This window comes from Geobacter sp. OR-1, from assembly GCF_000813145.1.
Taxonomy (GTDB): Bacteria; Desulfobacterota; Desulfuromonadia; order Geobacterales; family DSM-12255; genus Geoanaerobacter.
The window spans coordinates 1-16,710 of sequence record NZ_BAZF01000011.1 but is presented as its reverse complement, the minus strand read 5'-3'; the positions used below and the strand labels follow the sequence as shown (position 1 = coordinate 16,710).

The following is a 16,710-nucleotide window of genomic DNA, read 5'->3' as shown; positions in this document are numbered from 1 at the left end:
ATTACTGATATGTAAACCCCTGTTGCCTATAAATCTCCCGTTAAACAGCCGACTGCTGCAAATGCCTATTGATGACGGGAGCAAGTAGCCGCGCTCAATGTTATCAGCGAAAGGTTCATTCATGAAAATGTCAGCCAGATTAATAGCCGTTGTCTGCCTAATGCTGGTTTTTTCGTCCCGAATGGCACAGGCCTCGGATGGTGCGTTGGAAGGGCTTTTAACTAACAAGATGTATTGGAACAACTTCAGCTGGGTGGATGTCTTCATTTCAAAAATATTCAAACTGGGGAAATGGGAAAAGACCGGCAAGTCCTCTGAAAAATATACAACGTTATATAGTGGCAAAGTAAATATAGAGAATATGACTTTTGATATCTATATAGATGAACTGAATGATAATACCAATAAAAACCATTCAATCCGGCTGATAAGAGAGACAACAAATGAAGAAGACTTTGGGAAAATCAGAACTCTTCTGGAAAACAGATTTGGTACTGATTTCACTAAATACGATAAGTCGGAAACAGTATCATCAGATATCTTGATAATGCTGAGCGAGAGGCAGTGGCAGTTGGATAATTCAATAATTGACGCAACCATTACCGGTATCACTGACAATACCAAAAGTACATCGTATTCAATGGCATTAACCTATAAGAACAGGCAGAAAACCAACGCCAAAGATTCACTCAATATATTGCAATGCAATATCAATGATATATTCTGGGATGGACTGGTGTATGACACCAGCAATAACATTTATTTGATCGATGAAAATGCCAATATGATCAAAAATATGTATTTCAATAAATACTCATTCGATAACATAAGGATCACTGACGCCAATTTTCATTTGGTAAAAGAGATGGCAGACGAAGAGAAGAAGATCGAGTTTGATATCGTTAAGAGTAACGGCTCGTTGAAAGGTAAAATATCCAACGACGTCCTGACGACTGTTGTCGAAGGGAATTGCAGCAGCCTTCGCCCCAATACTAATCAATAAATCTCCATTTTAAGCGACAAAACCGTACTTTCAATCATGGCCTGCCCGAGTTCAGGGTCCTTGCACAGGCATATCTGACGTCTTGAAGCTGTAGTTACGCATGCGCAGAAGGCATGACGGGTACTTTCTGGCCTTGCAGCCGGCGGTGACAGGCTGCAGATGCTCCTCGACCAGATGAGCGATCTTTTTCTTGTCGCGGGAATTGATCATGGAAAACCTGAAACCGGTCAGGAATTTGTTGTTCGCGTTTGACGGGTAGGAATATACCGATTTCGAGAAGACCGGCACCATCCATTCTGTTTCGTCGGCGGAAAAAAATACTGCGATCGCTATTGTCTCATCCTTTACTTTGAACGGGGTTTTGAGTTTGAATCCCCCGGCGCTTAACGAAAGGTCAACCGGTTCGTAACTCCCGTTGTCCTTCTTGCCGTCGTAGATGACGGTCATTGAACCATCCTCGGTAATTACGGAGCAGTACATCGGCAGGTTCACTGAAATACGTTGATGCCGTCTCTTCGAGATGGCCGGCAGCGTATCGAGAACCTTGATCCAGATAAACGGGCGCTCATCCAGGTTGTTTATCACGGCGTTACAGGCCAATTGGCCGCCGGTATCCGTTTCAATAGCCACGGAAACCTTTGTGCCCACAGGGAGATGGTCCATTTTGGGGTTTGTTGCAGCAGGCAGGATCACCTTGATATACCGGCCGGAAGCGCTTGCGATAACGGCGTCCTCAACCATAGCGAATCCGCAGGGGGTATTGATTGTCAGCAGGATATGCCTGCCGGTTTTCAACTGGGCTTGAAACTGTTCCATGTGTACAACCTCTCGATAACGGTCTATACACAATTATCTATCGTCAGTTTCATGAGGGACTTTAACTGGTTACCTGCCGGATTACATGCTGAAAAGAATATAAACCCGCCAGCCTCTTAACCGCCGGGTTCTATTGTCTGATGTCAGGCAAGTTCCTCACCTGATTCAATCCCCTCGGTTACGATTTCATCCTATTTGAATTCCATCAGCATCAGAGTCGTGTGGCTCTGCGGTCCCAGGCCGATCCCCCAGAAGCAGATTACAGACGTTGAAAGAGCCAGGATTACAAGGATCGCCAGTTTATCCTCCCGCCACCCCATCATGAGGCGCAAGTGAAGCACCACCCCGTAGACCAGCCAGCAGATAAGGGACCAGGTCTCTATGGGGTCCCACCCCCAGTAACGTCCCCACAACTGATGAGCCCAGATGGCGCCGGCAATGATCATCAACCCCTGGCATACGAATCCGAAGAGCACCTGTTTAATCATCAGGTCGTCGATCACTTTGCGGTCGGGGAATTTGGCGAGCAGCGGGCCTTCACCCTTTCCGGGGCGCTTTAGCAGGAATGCGACCCCCATGGCTGCGGCCATCACGAAACAGCCCCAGGCAAACCAGGCAAAGCCGATATGGATGATGAGCCAGTTGGAGCGGAAGGGGGGGCGCATCGGTTCCATGGCCGTCTCGGTTCCCAGTCCCATGCCGAGCATCAACAGCATGGCCGCTGCCGAAGCCATGGCAAAGATCCGCGTCTGCCGGTATCTGTAGCCACTGGCAATGGTGACCAGGCCGACAAACCAGGAACCGAGCTGGTAATGCTCGTAACTCACCATGACCGGCGCCCGGCCGCTGACATGCCATCTCCAGAGTATGGAGGCGGTCTGGACAAGAAAGCTGATAATGAACAACAGCCAGGCAACCCTCTCCACCCGGTCTTTTTTGAAGATTGCCAGGGTCAGGTACAGGATGAAAACCGTTAAGTAGCCGAACATGGCCGGCCAGAGCAGTAATCCTTCAATCAGGGACATGATATCTCTCCGGTCAACTGGTGATCGCCTTTAAAAACACCTCTTCCAGCGTCAGGCTGACCAGCCGCAATTCGAGCAGGCCGCTATCCATTTCATACAGTTCCCTTGCCAGCGGCTCCCGTACATCCCAGCCCCTTTCGCCGAGAATATCGAGATATCCGTCGGGCCGGCTTTCTACGGACAGCAGATGCGGCAGCGACAACAACCTGGCCCGGTCCACGTTCCCGGGGCGCGACACGATCGCCGTCAATCTCTGTCCGCCACTCATGGCCGAAGAAAGGTTGGCGATGCTGTCGAATGCCACCAGCTTCCCCTGGTTTATTATGGCGACCTTCTCGCAGATCGTCGTTATCTCCTGCATTATGTGGCTGCTGAGGATGACGGTCCGTTCGCGGCCCAACTCACGCACCAGTTCACGAATCTCGACGATCTGTACCGGGTCGAGGCCGACGGTCGGCTCATCCAGGATCAGGATGTCCGGGTTGTGAACCAGCGCCTGGGCCAGTCCCACCCTTTGGCGGTACCCCTTGGAAAGGTTGCCGATCAATCGTCCCAGCTTGTCGGAAATGCCACACCGTTCCACGACAAGCTCGATCTGCCGCTTGACCCTGTTGCCGGGGAGAGCCCGGATACGGGCGGCAAACTCCAGGTATTCCCGGACCGTCAGATCCATGTAGACCGGCGGTTGTTCGGGAAGATAGCCGATCCTTTTTTTCACCTCGCTCGGCTGGTCGAACATGTCGAGCCCATCAATAACGACCCGGCCGTCATTGGGAGGGAGATAGCCGGTGATCATCCTCATCATGGTGGTCTTGCCCGCGCCGTTGGGCCCGAGGAGCCCCATGGTCTCACCCCTGCCGACGGTGAAGGATATCCCGTTGACTGCAACATGCTGTCCGAACCGTTTTGTCAGGTTTTCAATTTGAATCATACGCTCTGGTTTCCCGGTAACTGCAATCGTCAATCAGTGCTGCAGCTAAAATTTCCCCGATGGCCGTATGCCTCCGGAATTATCGCCAGCCGGAGGTTTCGCGCCGGCTGGTTCGGCAGGGGCCGGAGTGGTGGTTGACTGCGTCTCGTTCGAGTCTATCTTGTCCACTACCCAGTGCCCCTGATCCTTGATCAGGTGGTAGACATTGTTATAGGCAATCGCTTCTTCCTTGCTGATCGGTTGGCGGCTTTTTTCATCCACATAATGGTATGTCCATTCCTCGTAGGCCGTCACCGTTGCTTTCGTCTGATCCTTATCGATCTCGACGCCACGAAAATCCAGTTTTTGCATAGTGCTGTTCAGGACTTTCTTCTCCTTGAGCATGAAGAGAATATACGAATCGATCCGGGCTATTTCAGCCTGGCTGGCAAAAAACTTCATCTTTGCGGCATCCGGCTTGGCAAGCGATTCGGTCAGCATCTGGATGTAGGCCGAAACCGTATTTTTCAGTTCCACTTCACCCCGCGTGCAGCCGGTCAACCCGAGCACCAGGAATAGCACGGCTGCAAAAAGCATCGTTGTCCGCCGCCACGATTCAGACATCATGTTCATTTCTCCAATCCTTTCGACCTTTCCTCTCCCCATGCCACCGCGGCCCGGGCGCAATCAGTGGCAACATCCTTGAGCAGGGCCGAAAAATGACGGGAATTCACAAAGAATTCAACCCTTGTCCCCTTAGTCTCTGCGCGGGTCACCATAATAAGCTGCTCATCAGGGTCGAGCATCCGCACCAGAATACCGATAATGCCGAGGAAAGATATGGCAAAGAAGAACCCGATTCCCGGTTCATCGGCCATCTCCAGCTCCACCCAGCGTCGGACTTCGGGGATGGTGATGGTGTATCCCGCAACGACCGCGCTCGCTCCAACCGGCACAAAATCATCGAACAGCCTGTTTCCACCCCGGGTCACGGTAATGAGCGCCGCTGGATTGTTCATCAACAGGCTTTTCGTGATTGGCTGGCCGTTTTTGCGCGCCAGGTCGGGGAAAAACCGGACATTGAAATGTAACCCGTCTATTGCCGAGAAGTCATCTTTGGTCCCTGCTTCCCGTTTCAGATTGACGAAGGAATCATAGCGAACAGCGGCGCCGTTCTTTCCGGAAATGACAAAGCGCGGCGCAAATCCGCCGGTCATCAGCAGAAAATCGCTGCCTGCGATCCGCAAGGGGAGATTGATCTTTACATCCCGGACAGAGCTGTGGCCACTCTCGAGGTCAAGCACCCGGAAACGCGCCAGATGCTCGATTGCCGTTTGCGGGTCATCATGGGCAAAAAGGGAGTATTGCGTCATGAGTTCCAGTTCGACCCGCGGCAGCCGCAACCCCCAGACCGGTTCCTTTTCCAGGTGGATGAACCGGGATTTCTCCAGGCGATAGCGTTGCCCCTCGGTAAACACCAGCTTACCTCGGGTCCCGCCCAGGTAGAACAGCACCAGCCCGGCAAGGGCCGTAATCAGCACGGTATGGAAAATGATCGAGCCCCAGAAGCCGAATCGCCCCCTTTGGATGATAACGGTACCGGTCACTGAATCCGGCAAGATCGCCGCCCCTAACAACCGCCGGCACAGCCGGTCGGTCAGGAAGGCGCGGGTCTCTTCAGGCGCAGCGGCTGGCACGAGAATGGTTATGTCACCGGTTGACGCCTCTGTTTCGGCGTAGACCGGTTGTTCGCGCCTTCGGTTCATGATGCGGTCGACACTGCAGAGTGTTGCCGAGATGATGAGGTAGATGCCGACGAATCCGAAAAAGTATCCCGTTGCAAGCTTCCTGCTGTTGAAATGTGAGCCGATGTCAAACAGCAGCGGGTTACGGGCCTGCAGATTGGCAACCGCATCAGGGGTCATGTATTCCGGGTTGGGCAGTAGCGAGCCGAGCACCAGCATGGCTGTCACCGCAATCAGCAGCCAGGTCGAAAGAGACCTGTTGGTGACCGTCTGCCAGATGCGCTGCTTGAGGCCGGAGGATGTCATTTGAGTTGCCGCATCTGCCCGAGAAAGCGATCCAATTCATTGGAAAGAACCAGGACGTTCTGACCCAGCGCCGACGATGACGCCAAAAAGTAGATTATGTCTTTACTTTCAGCATGCATTGTGGGGAGTTCGGTAGACATAGAGCGGCTAATCTCCTTTTCAGTTATCATAAGTCGCTCTACCTCCCCGGCATAGTTCACCTCGATTCCTGTTCGGGTTTTCCCTAAATGCTCCTTCTCCGGCGCGCGTTTGGACGTCTTCCAGTTCCGCATGGTATCAAGGATAATCCGTACCTTTTCCGCATCAACCCGACGGCCGTTTTTCTCCCACTGGTTGCCGTTACGCACCAGCACGATCTGTTCGTTCCCTGTAAACACGCTGACCCGGGTGATTCCTGCCGAGTCGCGAGGGAACAGCCTGCGCTCCATCAGGTCAGCCGGGTCAATTTGCAGGATCTCCCAGAACTCGCGGTGGGTGCGGATCGATTCGCCATTGCCGGCTGCATGGATGACGACCCCCTCGTCCTCCCCCGTGCCCAGGTAATAGACCCGGTTATCGACAACAGGCCGGCCGTTCAGGTCAAACAGTTGCAGATGCATCTGCTGCGGCAGCTTTGCCAGCCCCTTCTCCCACGGAATGAACGCAGCCGCTTTCTGGCCGGTCAATGTCCCCAGAAAGGCCTTCACCTCCTCTGCCGACGCCATCACATCAAACGGCGCACGCATCCGCCAGACTTTGCCGTCGAACGCAATGTCCAGTTTCTCTTTACCCCGGCTGATGACAACTCTGCCGATATCCTCAAAACGGAGGGCAGGGTAGAGCCGCTTCTCCCGGAGGTCGTAGAGCCGTAGATACAAATCCTTCGGCAGTTCCTTGTTGACCAGAAATATCTTGCCTAGCCCCTCCGAATAGGCATAATATCCGGTATCAGTCGGGTTTTTCTGGCCGATCATCAGCATATCCCGGGACTGGCCCGTCCTGATGGTCAGGCTCAACACCGGCCGATCGAAACCGAACTGATTCAGTTCCGACGCCTCTCCCACCACCTTGGTTAATTCACCCTTGGCGATCGTTTCCAGGAGTTTCCTGATCATGCCGTCGTCCGGGCGATATCGCTGTGGCCTCTCGATCATCCAGCCGTCGGCCCCATGGGAGATCTCCACCACACCATCCCAGTTCTCGATAATGATCGATGAAATGGCGCCGCTATCGGCACGGAAGAACCGCTTCTCAAAGGCAAGGGCAGCCTTTTTCGCTTCTGCCTGCGGGCGTTGGTACAGCAGGTAGAATCCACCCAGAAGCAGAGTTATTGCCACAAGAACCGCAGTCCCGCGAAACCTCATAACCGACGCCTCCGCCACCAGACCAGTGTGCCGGCCGCCACAAACAGAAGCGGAATCCCGACTGGCACCAGAACCCGCAAAAGACGCGACTGCTGTTCCGAAACGAACATCGGCACAAACTCTACTTTGGCCGGTGCTACCGATACCATGGCCCCCTCGCCACACAGCCAGTTGACCGCATTCACAAACAGGTTGGCATTGCCGGCAACCCCGAAATATGCGTTGGAGGCAAAATCACTGTCTCCAAAAAGTACCATCTTCACCAGTTTGTCCGGATGGGAGACTATGGCCGCCAGAACCTGGGGATGGGCTTCCTCTCCCGGATCTTTCACCCGGTTGCCGTTCGCCTCCAGCCAGTTATTTGGAGAAGTCTGAACCAGCGAATCAAAATTGAACCCGAGCATAATGTTAGCCTTATAATAAAGGCCATGTGCACCGGGGAAAACAGTGCTGAGCCTGAAGCTTCTGGTGATCGGTGTGTCGGGGTAGCTGTTGACCAGCGGGGTTGAGGGATCAGTGCCTGCAACATTCTGCGTATCGTAGACCGGCTCATCGCCGACTTGAATGGCGAATGTCTTCAAGAAAGGGGTCATCGGACCCGGCCCATCAACCAGGACTAGCAGCTTCCCCCCTTTTTCCCGGTAATTCCACAGCTTTTCGTGCTCTTCCGGAGACAGTTCTGTCTTGGGGGAGGCAATGATCAGCAGGTCCACCTGAGTCGGACTGAGTTCAGCGCCGCGCAGATCTAACGGTTGCAGATTGAATCCCTGTGCGCTCAATTGAGCGAGGACCCTTCCATAGCCGTCCCGATCCGTTTCGCTCAGTGAATGCTCGTTATGTCCCTGGAGATAACGGACATTTATAACCTTGCGCTTTGTTCCGCGAATCAGCAGATTGGTGATGGCCTCCTCGTCGGCCCCCCTGGCGGTCACAACCTTCTCCCCGCTCCTGAAAACCAGGGTGTTGTAATCCACGACATTATACTCTTTTGCCTTCAGCGGAGATCGGTCCAGGTCATAAAATGTATAGATGATCTTTCTGTTCAGATAGCGATACATATCCATCAGTTCGCGAACCCTTTTATGCTCTTTTCCCCCTTCGGTCCCGAAAAAGAGGATCTCCGTCTCCCGGTCAATTCCTTTTGCTACCGTCATGCTTTGTAGGGCGAGGGTATAGCGACGTGTTGTCGAAAGATCGGCCCGGTAGTAGTATTGCCGGACAATCAGATTTATCAGCACAACGGCAAAGATCGCAAAGACGAGCATCAGGAAATTGTTGAGACGAAGATAGGTGGCCTGTTTGCGAGCCAGTATTCTGAAATGGGCAAATTCCGCAACAACGAACCACCCCAACAGAGCGAGTGCGAGCAGGGCTATGACCGTAATAATTACGGTATCGGCAGGGTAGATGCTGGAGTAAGCCAGAGCGCCGATTCCGAGCAGGACTCCTGCGACGCCGGTAATTGAAGTGATTTTATTCAAAGCGAAAAGCTCCAGTTCATCATTACGTTACCATCGATCTGATTCCAGCACCCGATGCGACATAAACAGCATAATCAGGATGAAGGTGACCAGAAAGACGATGTCCCGCAGATCGATCAATCCGGCAATCATATTGCTGAACGGCGTATAAAGCGACAGCTCCCGCAGCATGTCTGATGCGCGCTGGCTTGCGGCGCCAATTCCGCCACCGACGAACCAACAGATCACCAGTATTCCGATACTGAGCACCGCAGCCACTACCTGCTTGTCGGTCAGGGTCGAGGTAAAAAGGCCAACAGAAATCATCGCCCCTCCTACCAAAGCCAGCCCCAGATAAGCAGCTGCAACGTGGCTCCAGTTAACTCGTGACAGGAGATCAAGGGTGATCGGGATGTAAAGCGAGGAGCAGATCATGACCAGATAGACTAGCCAGGCGGCAAGGAACTTCCCCGCCAAAAATGATGCGAGCGGTGTCGGCGAAGTCGCCAGGAACTCCATGGTGCGGCTGCGCTTTTCATCTGCGATCAGGCGCATTGTAAGTAACGGAGCAAGCAAGACAAAAATTGTTCCCATGCTGTTGCAAAGCCCCTGGAAGATAACGGTCATCGGAGTGAATGATTCGGTCGGCGTGCCTGAACCTGACATTTCAACGACTCTACGGGAATAACCGACCATTGCGTTGTAGAAAAAATAGCCGATAATGGCATGGAAAACCCCTGCCAGGATATAGGCGATCGGAGAATAGATATAGTGCCGGATTTCCTTATTGATGATATGCATCAGAGTCATATCGCTTTCTCCCGAAAAGGCTCATTCCCTATTTCTTCATCCCCTGCAGCATTACTTTTATCTCTCCTATCTCTTTCTTCTGGTTATCAATAATCTTCTGCTGCTCCTTCACCGCCTCAATCAGCACTGGGACGATCTCCTGGTACGCCACACCCTTGTAGCCATCCTTGCGTGTGCCGACCAGTTCGGGAAGCACCTTCTCGATCTCCTGAGCTATCACACCAGTTACTCGCCCTTCCGGAAAATTTTCAACCGGGAATTGATCCCGCTGCCACTCATAGCTCTTGCCCTGAAGGCTGAGAACCTTCCGCAGAGGGTCGGAAAGTATTTGTACACGCGATAACTCGTTGCGGATCAAGAGATTGAATAGCACCACAGTGAAGACAAAGAATAGACGAACCAACAGGGCATGAGAACGAGGAATTGCCTGTTCAGAAAGTTCTTTGCGAAATAATTCGCTTCCGGAGAAAAAATAGAAGCCTAGTAGCAAAAATGCCAGATTCAGCATGACCGCCAGGACGATAAAATCTGTCGGGTGGATAAACGCGAACACGATGGCGACGAGACCAATTACTAAACCTGCTACGCTGGCGACGGTGCGGATTCGTATCATATATCCCCATAATAATTTTGACTAGTTGGAAGTTTATGCACTATATCAAACAACAAAAGGGTGGCGCAAGCCACCCTTTTGTTGCTGCAAACAGCTGATGTCTATCTGTTCATTTCCCGGATCATACCTTTGATTTCATTAATATCACGGCTTTGATTGTCTAGCATTCGCTGCTGTTCCCTGACTGACTCGATCAGCACCGGTATGTTCCCGTCATTGCTATAACGGGTCATATCGGCAGCAAACAGCTGTTTAAGAGGGTTGATGATATCCATGAAGTTCTTCTTGAACCTGTTGTCGGAACTTGCATGGTTCGCCCCTTTGTTGCAGTCGCCATAATTGGTGGCAGAGCTGATTGCGTAGCAACCGCTGGTAGAGCCAGTTCCCCACGGCCCACCCATCCAGGCATTGCCGTTGGCAAATCCGACGGAGTGAGCTGTAGCCCCACCAAGAGTCGCGGTGGTACTATGGGTCCCTTTGGCCCCTGTCCCGGAGAAACCGCGGCCGCAGTGGCAGTTCTGGCAGCTGTTGTTCATGTAGCTGTTCGCCGGGCCGCTGCAGTTTGAAGTACCGCTCCAACCACTTGTAGAGCCATGGCCAACCATGGTGCCGGCCCCGGCCCCCTTGTTTCCGTTGCCGTCGCCATAAAAACTATGCGGCATGACAGTTGAGACAGAAGGCCCGCGAGTTCTGAGTTACTGCGGTAAAGGTGGTGCCGCTGGTAGTCTTAGTCGGCGAGGTTGTGGGTGCCGCCTTGATTATAAATGGCAATGTTGACCCGTGCGGACCGCGGGGGCCGGTAGTTGTGCCCCCGTGACAGTCGGAGCAGGTGGCGATGCTGTTCGACTTCCAGCCGTTCACAAATCGTGTGCCGGTGGTGTCGGATGCTATGTTTGTAGATTTCGGAGTTACGGCCTGAAGGATCGGGTGCGCTCCGCCTGTCCCCGCAGCGGCATTATTAACTTTGAACTCGGTATAGACCTTTGCGCCTGCCCAGGCAAGGGTGGTGCCGGGACCGTGGCAGGCGTTGACGCCTGCGGCATTCTTGGTATTGAAGCAGGTCTGGGTTTCGTAACGCCCGGCGCTCGTGGAATAGCGCAGGAACTTGCCATTGCTTGACGCATGGGCGTTTGCGCGCGGAGTTGTTGTCGTGTTGGTCCGGTTGTCGCCATGGCAGTCCATGCATTGTGCGGCCTTGCGGTGGGTGTAGCGAACTTTGGTGTTCCCGGTGGAGGTAAAAGATGTTGGTTCGGCACTAGTGGCAGTGTACTGAGCGGATGACGACCAGTCGGAGAAAATATTGTCAGGCGAGGCGGTAACTCCGGAATCCTTGTACGGCTGTGTGGCAGTGCCGGTGGCGCCTGACGGTATGGAGCCGCCATAGCCGGCGCTCCGGTGGCAGCCGGCGCAGAAATAGGTCAGGCTTGCCGTTGTACCATTGTAATCGATAGTCCCTGCAGCCCATGTATTCTGAAGTCTTACACTGATGCCGTCAGCATAAGCCTTGTGCGCGGATGTCGTCGCATGGCAGAACTGGCAGGACAAATCGCTTACAGCAGTGGTTTTGATATGAGACGTCATGTTGGTGTACTTGGAGCCGGAGGCAACGGTGAATTCGCCGTTGTTTGCACCGCTGGCGGCAACCTGACGACGTGAATTCGCCGGTGACGGGCTTCCGCCTACAGTGGCTGCATGACATCCTGTGCATGAGCTCGCATATTCGATGACACCATTGATGTGCTGTTTCTTGTCGGAGAAGATGTTCGCATAAGTGGGGCTTGCTCCGCTGTTCAGGTTCGTGTGGCAGCTACAGGTGGCAGCGGGGAAGTTTGCCAAGTTGGAAATGCCGGTATGGTCGGAAGTGGCTGGCGGCATATTGTGGCACTGTTTGCAGCTCGCCATATCCAGCGTTGAATTCAGATACGTATTGTTATTGAAGGCAGGGATCATTCCTGCACCAGTGTTGTATTTGCCGGTGTGGCAGTAGGTGTTATTACAGGTTATTGCGCCTGACGAACGGCTGACTGTTGGCGTGTGCGACTGCAGCGATCCCCTGCCGCTCGTCATAGTGACCGTGGCAGTGGTGTAGTTCAGGTGTGTTGTAGTATCAGAAGCTACGGTGACCTTCACATGGCATTCGCCGCAGTGAACCGGCTCGGAAATACCGGTGGCGGCTGTTAGATGCCCTTGATGGGTGCCGACTCGGAGCGCAGTCGCTGCCGTATTGCCGGCAAGGTCAGTTCCTGCTCCGCCAGGCGCGATCTGTGCTGCTGATATGTTGGCGTAAGAGTAGTTAGCCTGACCGTGACATTCTGTACAGGTGGTAGTAGATCGCGATACCCCCCACGGCTTTTTGGCAAGTGCTCCACCGTGGCATACCGAGGTTGAACAGGTGCCGTAGTACCCTTTGGCCGGGGCAAATCCTGAGGCCGAATACTTGGAGTAGACGGTTCCTGAAGCGGTACCGGTGAAACCGAGATTGATCTTTTTATTTACGTGGGTGGAGTTTGCAGTTCGCGGCACGGTCGCATCACCATAGCTGGCGCCGTGGCAGAGCGAGCAGTCATAGTTCAGCTGGCCGGTGTTGGCATGCTTATAATGGCTCCCCGATGTTGTGTTGGCAAACGTGGCCATATCGTTGTGGCAGCCGCCGCAGCCGAGAGTCGGCCCCCAGGATACGTTGGCCCTCTTGATCGCTGCCCTGGCGGTACTGCTCTGGCCATTGGAGTGGCAGTAGCTGTTGGAGCAGGTGCCGAAGCCGATGCCGGGGTTGAACGGGCTGGTCTTGCTGTAGGTGGTACCATACGCCGGAAGTGCCGATGAGAGCGGGGCAAAGGCCATGTTGATCTGGCCGTTGACGTGGGTGTTTATCGCTCCGTCTGTTACCGATGCCGCTTTATACCCCGTGCCGTGACAGTAGTAGCACTGGAAGGCGTACTCTTTGGAGTGACGCTGATGATCACCTGATGAAATGTTATTGAAGGTGGCCATATTGGCGTGGCAGCCGCCGCAGGTAAGGGTGGACGGGCTGAGCCAGGACGGCGTGGCGCTATAGTGGATGCCGGTGTTGGTGCCGTTCTTGGACTGGGCGCTGGAGTGGCAGTAGCTGGTGGAACAGGTGTGGGCGCCCGAGCTCCACGCCTGGGCCGAGGCAACATTGATGACAGCTGCGTTGGCGCCGTGGTCGCCGGGGCCGTGGTTTGCCATGCCACCAGCGCCGCCGGTGTCGTGACAGCCAGTACAGGTGGCACTTGCCAGCGCCATGTGCTTGGCATGACTGCCTGCCCGGTCCGGAGCGGTAGATCCGCTCGGCACGGCGGCATTGTTGATGCCGGTACCGTGGCAGCTGGCACAGGTCGCGGTAACGGTCGGGTCGGCCTTCTTGTGGCACGAGCGGCAGTCAGGCGCACCGGATGCCGCCGGGTAGGTAGCGGCAGGATTGGTATTCTGGTGACAACCGATGCCGGTCAGACACCCCTGATGGCCTTCGTTGTATGTGTAGCCGGCATAGTAGGGGGTCACGTGTCCGCCGTCCACGTCGACAACGCCGTCGATATGCTTCTTCTTGTCGGTGAAGATGTTGGCGTAGGTCGTCGCGCTGGTCGAGAGGTTGGAGTGGCAGTTGCAGCTGTTGTTGACCGGGAATGCCGTCAGCGCCGCAGGAACGGTTGAGTGGTCACCAACGGCTCCGGGGTTGGGCGGCATGTTGTGGCACTGCTTGCAACTCGCCATGTCCATTGTGGCGTTCAGGTACGCGGTGTTGTTGAAGGCCGGCGTCATGGCGTTGCCGGTGTTGGTCTTGCCGGTGTGGCAGTAGGTGTTGCTGCAGTTGATGGCACCGCTTGTCCTGCTCACCCTCGGCGTGTGCGACTGCAGCGATCCCCTGCCGCTGGTCATGGTGACGGTTGCAGTTGTGTAATCCAGATGGGCTAGATCAGCGACATTAGAAACCTTGACATGGCACTCACCGCAGTGAACCGTATCGGAGATGCCGGTTGCCGCGGTGAGGTGCCCCTGGTGGGTGCCGACACGCGCAGCAGTCGAGTTGGTATTGCCGGCCAGGTCGTGGCCCTCGTTGTTATAGCCAGGGGCTATTGCCGCGGCTGACACGTTGGTGAACGAGGCGGAATTCGATCCGTGACACTTCATACATTCCGGACGGGCGGTATCGGCACCCCAGGTGATCTTGGCGGCAGCGCCGCCGTGACAGACCAGGTTGGAACAGGTGCCGTAGTACCCCTTGGCCGGCGCGAAACCGGAAGCGGAGTATTTGGAGTAGGTGAGCCCCGTGGCCTTGCCGGTCCAAGCCAGATTGATCTTCTTGTTCACATGAGTGGAGTTGGTCTGACGCGGCACCGTGGCATTGCCGTAGCTGGCGCCGTGGCAGATGTCACAGGTGTATGCTGCGGTTTGCGCATGCACCTTATGGCTGCCGGAACTGGCGTTGGCAAAGGAGGCCATGTTGTTGTGACAGCCGCCGCAATCCAGGCCGGATGCAATCCCCCAGGTGACGGTACGCTTGATTGCAGTCTTGGCGTCGTTGCTCTGGCCGTTTGAGTGGCAGTAGCTGTTGCCGCAGCTGCTGTACCCAAGCGACGGGGCAAACGGGCTGGTCTTGCCGTAGGTGGTCCCGGCTGCCTGGCCGGAGAAGTTCAGGTAGATGGTCCGGTTGACATGGTTGGCGACAGTGACGCTGGTCGCCGAGGACCCCTTGTGGCAGGTGCCGCAGCTGTAGCCGTAATTCTGGGAGTGACGGACATGGTCGCCAGGCGCGGTGGCGTCACTGGCAATGTTCTTGTGACAGGAACCGCAGTTTACGGATGCGCCGTTCCCCCACTGGACCGACGCAAAGTCGGTAGCGATCAGGTTGCCGCCGGTAGCGCCCTGGCCGGCGCTGTGGCAGTAGATGTTGGTGCAGTTGCCGAAGCTGGTGCTCGGCGCGGTGGTGCCGGTCGCACCGCTGGCGCCGGTCCGGTACTGCGGGGTGAAGCCGCTGACGCCAATCAGGTTGGAGCCGGTGGAGAGCCGCCACTGGACGGAGCCGTTGACATGGCCGTCGCCGGCACCAGAGACGTTCGGGTGGCACTTGGAGCAGGAGAAGCCGTAGTTGCCGGCGCTGTTGGCCGCGTGCTGGAGATGGCTGCCGGTGAGCGGCGGTCTTGATGCCCGGTCGCCGTGACAGGTGCCGCAGGCAGCCTGGGAGGCGCCGCCGGTCCAGGTTGGGTTGGTGGTGCCGTTGGCGTTCGGCCAGGCTCCGTGACAGTAAACATTGCAGGAGTTGCGGCTACCGGCATTCGTGATGACCACGGTACCGCTATCGCTTGTCGCATAGGTAAATGGCGCGGTAAGTCCCGTGCCGCTGTAGGAGCCGTAAGATGCGCTATTGGAGCCGATAAATTTGGCATTCCAGGTGCTGTTGTTGACCACGAAGCCGAACTGGACGGTCTGGCTGGGGTGGCTCGGCGTGCTGTTGCCGTTATGGCAGACGCTGCAGGCCATGCCCTGGTTGCCGAGAAGCGGGTCGCCGGCGTGCACCACATGGGCACCGGGATTGGCAAATCCGGTGGTGTTGCTGCCGTCTTTGGCCATGCCCTTGGGGCCGGCAACGGAAGAGTTGGGCGGATTGCCGTGGCAGGAGTCACATGCGGCCATGAAGCCGTTCTTGTGGGCATGGCAGGTCAGGCAGTCGTTGCGGTTTTCGTGGGTCTTGGTAAAGGTGGTGCCTGAATAGGTGCTGTTGGAGCTGTAGCGGTGGTACTTGGTCTTGTGGTGGCAGACTTCGCAGACGTTGGTGGATGCGGTCAGGGCGTAGCTGCGCTGGTCGTCGCCGAAGACCCCGGAAGTGCTGTTCTGGGATGCGGTCATCCGGGTGAAAATGACCTGCTGGGTTCCATACGGGGTGTCGATGGTCTGGGCAATCCGCTTGACGTTGGCGGTATCCCTGTTGTGGCACCAGGAGCAGTTCTTATCGGTACCCCAGGTGCCGTAGGTGATCGAGGTGTTGGCGCTGTTGTGCATCAGGGTGCTGGTTGACGCGGGAGGGCCTTCATTGTCAATGATGGTTACGGCGGCGCTGGATGGCGATCCGAGCGATGCGCCGCCGGTCGGTGAGCTGAGAGTAACAGTAAAGGCCTCGTTGGGATCAACGTCGGCATCGTCGATGATGCCGACTGTAAAGGTCTTGCTGGCCGTGTCGCCACTACCCCAGGAAAGTGTGCCGCTGGCTGCGGAATAGTCGTTTCCTGACGTGGCCGAGCCATCGCTGGTGGCGTAACTGATGCCGACTGCGCCGCTGCTGCCGCCGGTGCGGGTTGCCGTGATGGTTACCGTGGGGCCCGCCTCGCCGATGGAATAGGCAGAAGCGCTCAGAGCTATGGTCCCGGCTGATGCCACGTCATTGTCCACGATCGTAACGGCGGCGCTGGACGGCGAGCCGAGCGAAGCGCCGCCAGTCGGGGCGCTCAGGGTGACGGTAAAGTCTTCGTTCCCTTCCACGGTGGCATCGTTGGTGATTGGAATATCAAAGGTCTTGACGGCCGTGTCGCCATCGGCCCAGGAGAGCGTGCCGCTGGTGGCGGTAAAGTCGCTGCCGGACAGTGGCGGTGCCGCTGCTGGTGGCGTAGCTGATCCCTACGGCTCCCGCGCTGCCGCCGGTGCGGGTGGCGGTGATGGTCACGGC

The 16,710-nt window shown here is 55.6% G+C and carries 12 protein-coding genes; 1 reads left to right on the top strand and 11 read right to left on the bottom strand.

The genetic code is table 11. The features are described from left to right. Nucleotides 1–121 precede the first annotated feature (121 nt). Entirely contained in the window at nucleotides 122–1,003 is an 882-nt protein-coding gene (locus tag OR1_RS12190; protein WP_041972157.1) for a hypothetical protein, read from the top strand. Nucleotides 1,004–1,054: 51 nt separating this feature from the next. Here the strand turns inward: OR1_RS12190 and OR1_RS12185 are convergent, their stop codons facing one another. The 11 genes from OR1_RS12185 to OR1_RS12135 all read right to left on the bottom strand — a co-directional run bounded on the left by OR1_RS12185 (nucleotide 1,055) and on the right by OR1_RS12135 (nucleotide 16,628). Further along, nucleotides 1,055–1,819 carry a PilZ domain-containing protein gene (locus OR1_RS12185; protein WP_041972156.1) on the bottom strand — a complete coding sequence of 255 codons (765 nt, stop codon included), beginning with the start codon at nucleotides 1,817–1,819 and terminating at the stop codon, nucleotides 1,055–1,057. Between the two features lie 191 nt (nucleotides 1,820–2,010). Beyond that, nucleotides 2,011–2,844 carry a cytochrome c biogenesis protein CcsA gene (ccsA, locus tag OR1_RS12180; protein ID WP_041972155.1) on the bottom strand — a complete coding sequence of 278 codons (834 nt, stop codon included), beginning with the start codon at nucleotides 2,842–2,844 and terminating at the stop codon, nucleotides 2,011–2,013. A gap of 13 nt (nucleotides 2,845–2,857) precedes the next feature. After that, nucleotides 2,858–3,775: an ABC transporter ATP-binding protein gene (locus tag OR1_RS12175; protein ID WP_041972154.1), complete on the bottom strand. Its 918-nt coding sequence runs from the start codon at nucleotides 3,773–3,775 to the stop codon at nucleotides 2,858–2,860. 45 nt (nucleotides 3,776–3,820) lie between these two features. Further along, entirely contained in the window at nucleotides 3,821–4,387 is a 567-nt protein-coding gene (locus OR1_RS12170) for a hypothetical protein (protein WP_041972153.1), read from the bottom strand. Then, nucleotides 4,384–5,805, bottom strand: a complete 1,422-nt coding sequence (locus OR1_RS12165) for a cytochrome c biogenesis protein ResB (RefSeq protein WP_041972151.1) — start codon at nucleotides 5,803–5,805, stop codon at nucleotides 4,384–4,386. The genes OR1_RS12170 and OR1_RS12165 overlap by 4 nt, the downstream gene beginning before the upstream one ends. Then, nucleotides 5,802–7,148 carry a DUF4340 domain-containing protein gene (locus OR1_RS12160; protein WP_041972150.1) on the bottom strand — a complete coding sequence of 449 codons (1,347 nt, stop codon included), beginning with the start codon at nucleotides 7,146–7,148 and terminating at the stop codon, nucleotides 5,802–5,804. Before OR1_RS12160 ends, OR1_RS12165 begins: the two co-directional genes overlap by 4 nt. Next, complete coding sequence (locus OR1_RS12155; protein WP_041972149.1) at nucleotides 7,145–8,629, bottom strand: GldG family protein; 1,485 nt, start codon at nucleotides 8,627–8,629, stop codon at nucleotides 7,145–7,147. Before OR1_RS12155 ends, OR1_RS12160 begins: the two co-directional genes overlap by 4 nt. Before the next feature lie 27 nt (nucleotides 8,630–8,656). Beyond that, nucleotides 8,657–9,418 (bottom strand): ABC transporter permease, encoded by a 762-nt coding sequence (locus OR1_RS12150; RefSeq protein ID WP_041972148.1) that lies wholly within the window; start codon nucleotides 9,416–9,418, stop codon nucleotides 8,657–8,659. A 28-nt stretch (nucleotides 9,419–9,446) separates the two neighbouring features. After that, complete coding sequence (locus OR1_RS12145) at nucleotides 9,447–10,031, bottom strand: tail fiber domain-containing protein (RefSeq protein WP_041972147.1); 585 nt, start codon at nucleotides 10,029–10,031, stop codon at nucleotides 9,447–9,449. 101 nt (nucleotides 10,032–10,132) lie between these two features. Next, on the bottom strand, nucleotides 10,133–10,693 hold the full coding sequence (locus OR1_RS12140; RefSeq protein ID WP_041972146.1) for a hypothetical protein: 561 nt from the start codon (nucleotides 10,691–10,693) through the stop codon (nucleotides 10,133–10,135). After that, nucleotides 10,683–16,628 (bottom strand): CxxxxCH/CxxCH domain-containing protein, encoded by a 5,946-nt coding sequence (locus OR1_RS12135; RefSeq protein ID WP_272946198.1) that lies wholly within the window; start codon nucleotides 16,626–16,628, stop codon nucleotides 10,683–10,685. Before OR1_RS12135 ends, OR1_RS12140 begins: the two co-directional genes overlap by 11 nt. Nucleotides 16,629–16,710: the final 82 nt, after the last annotated feature.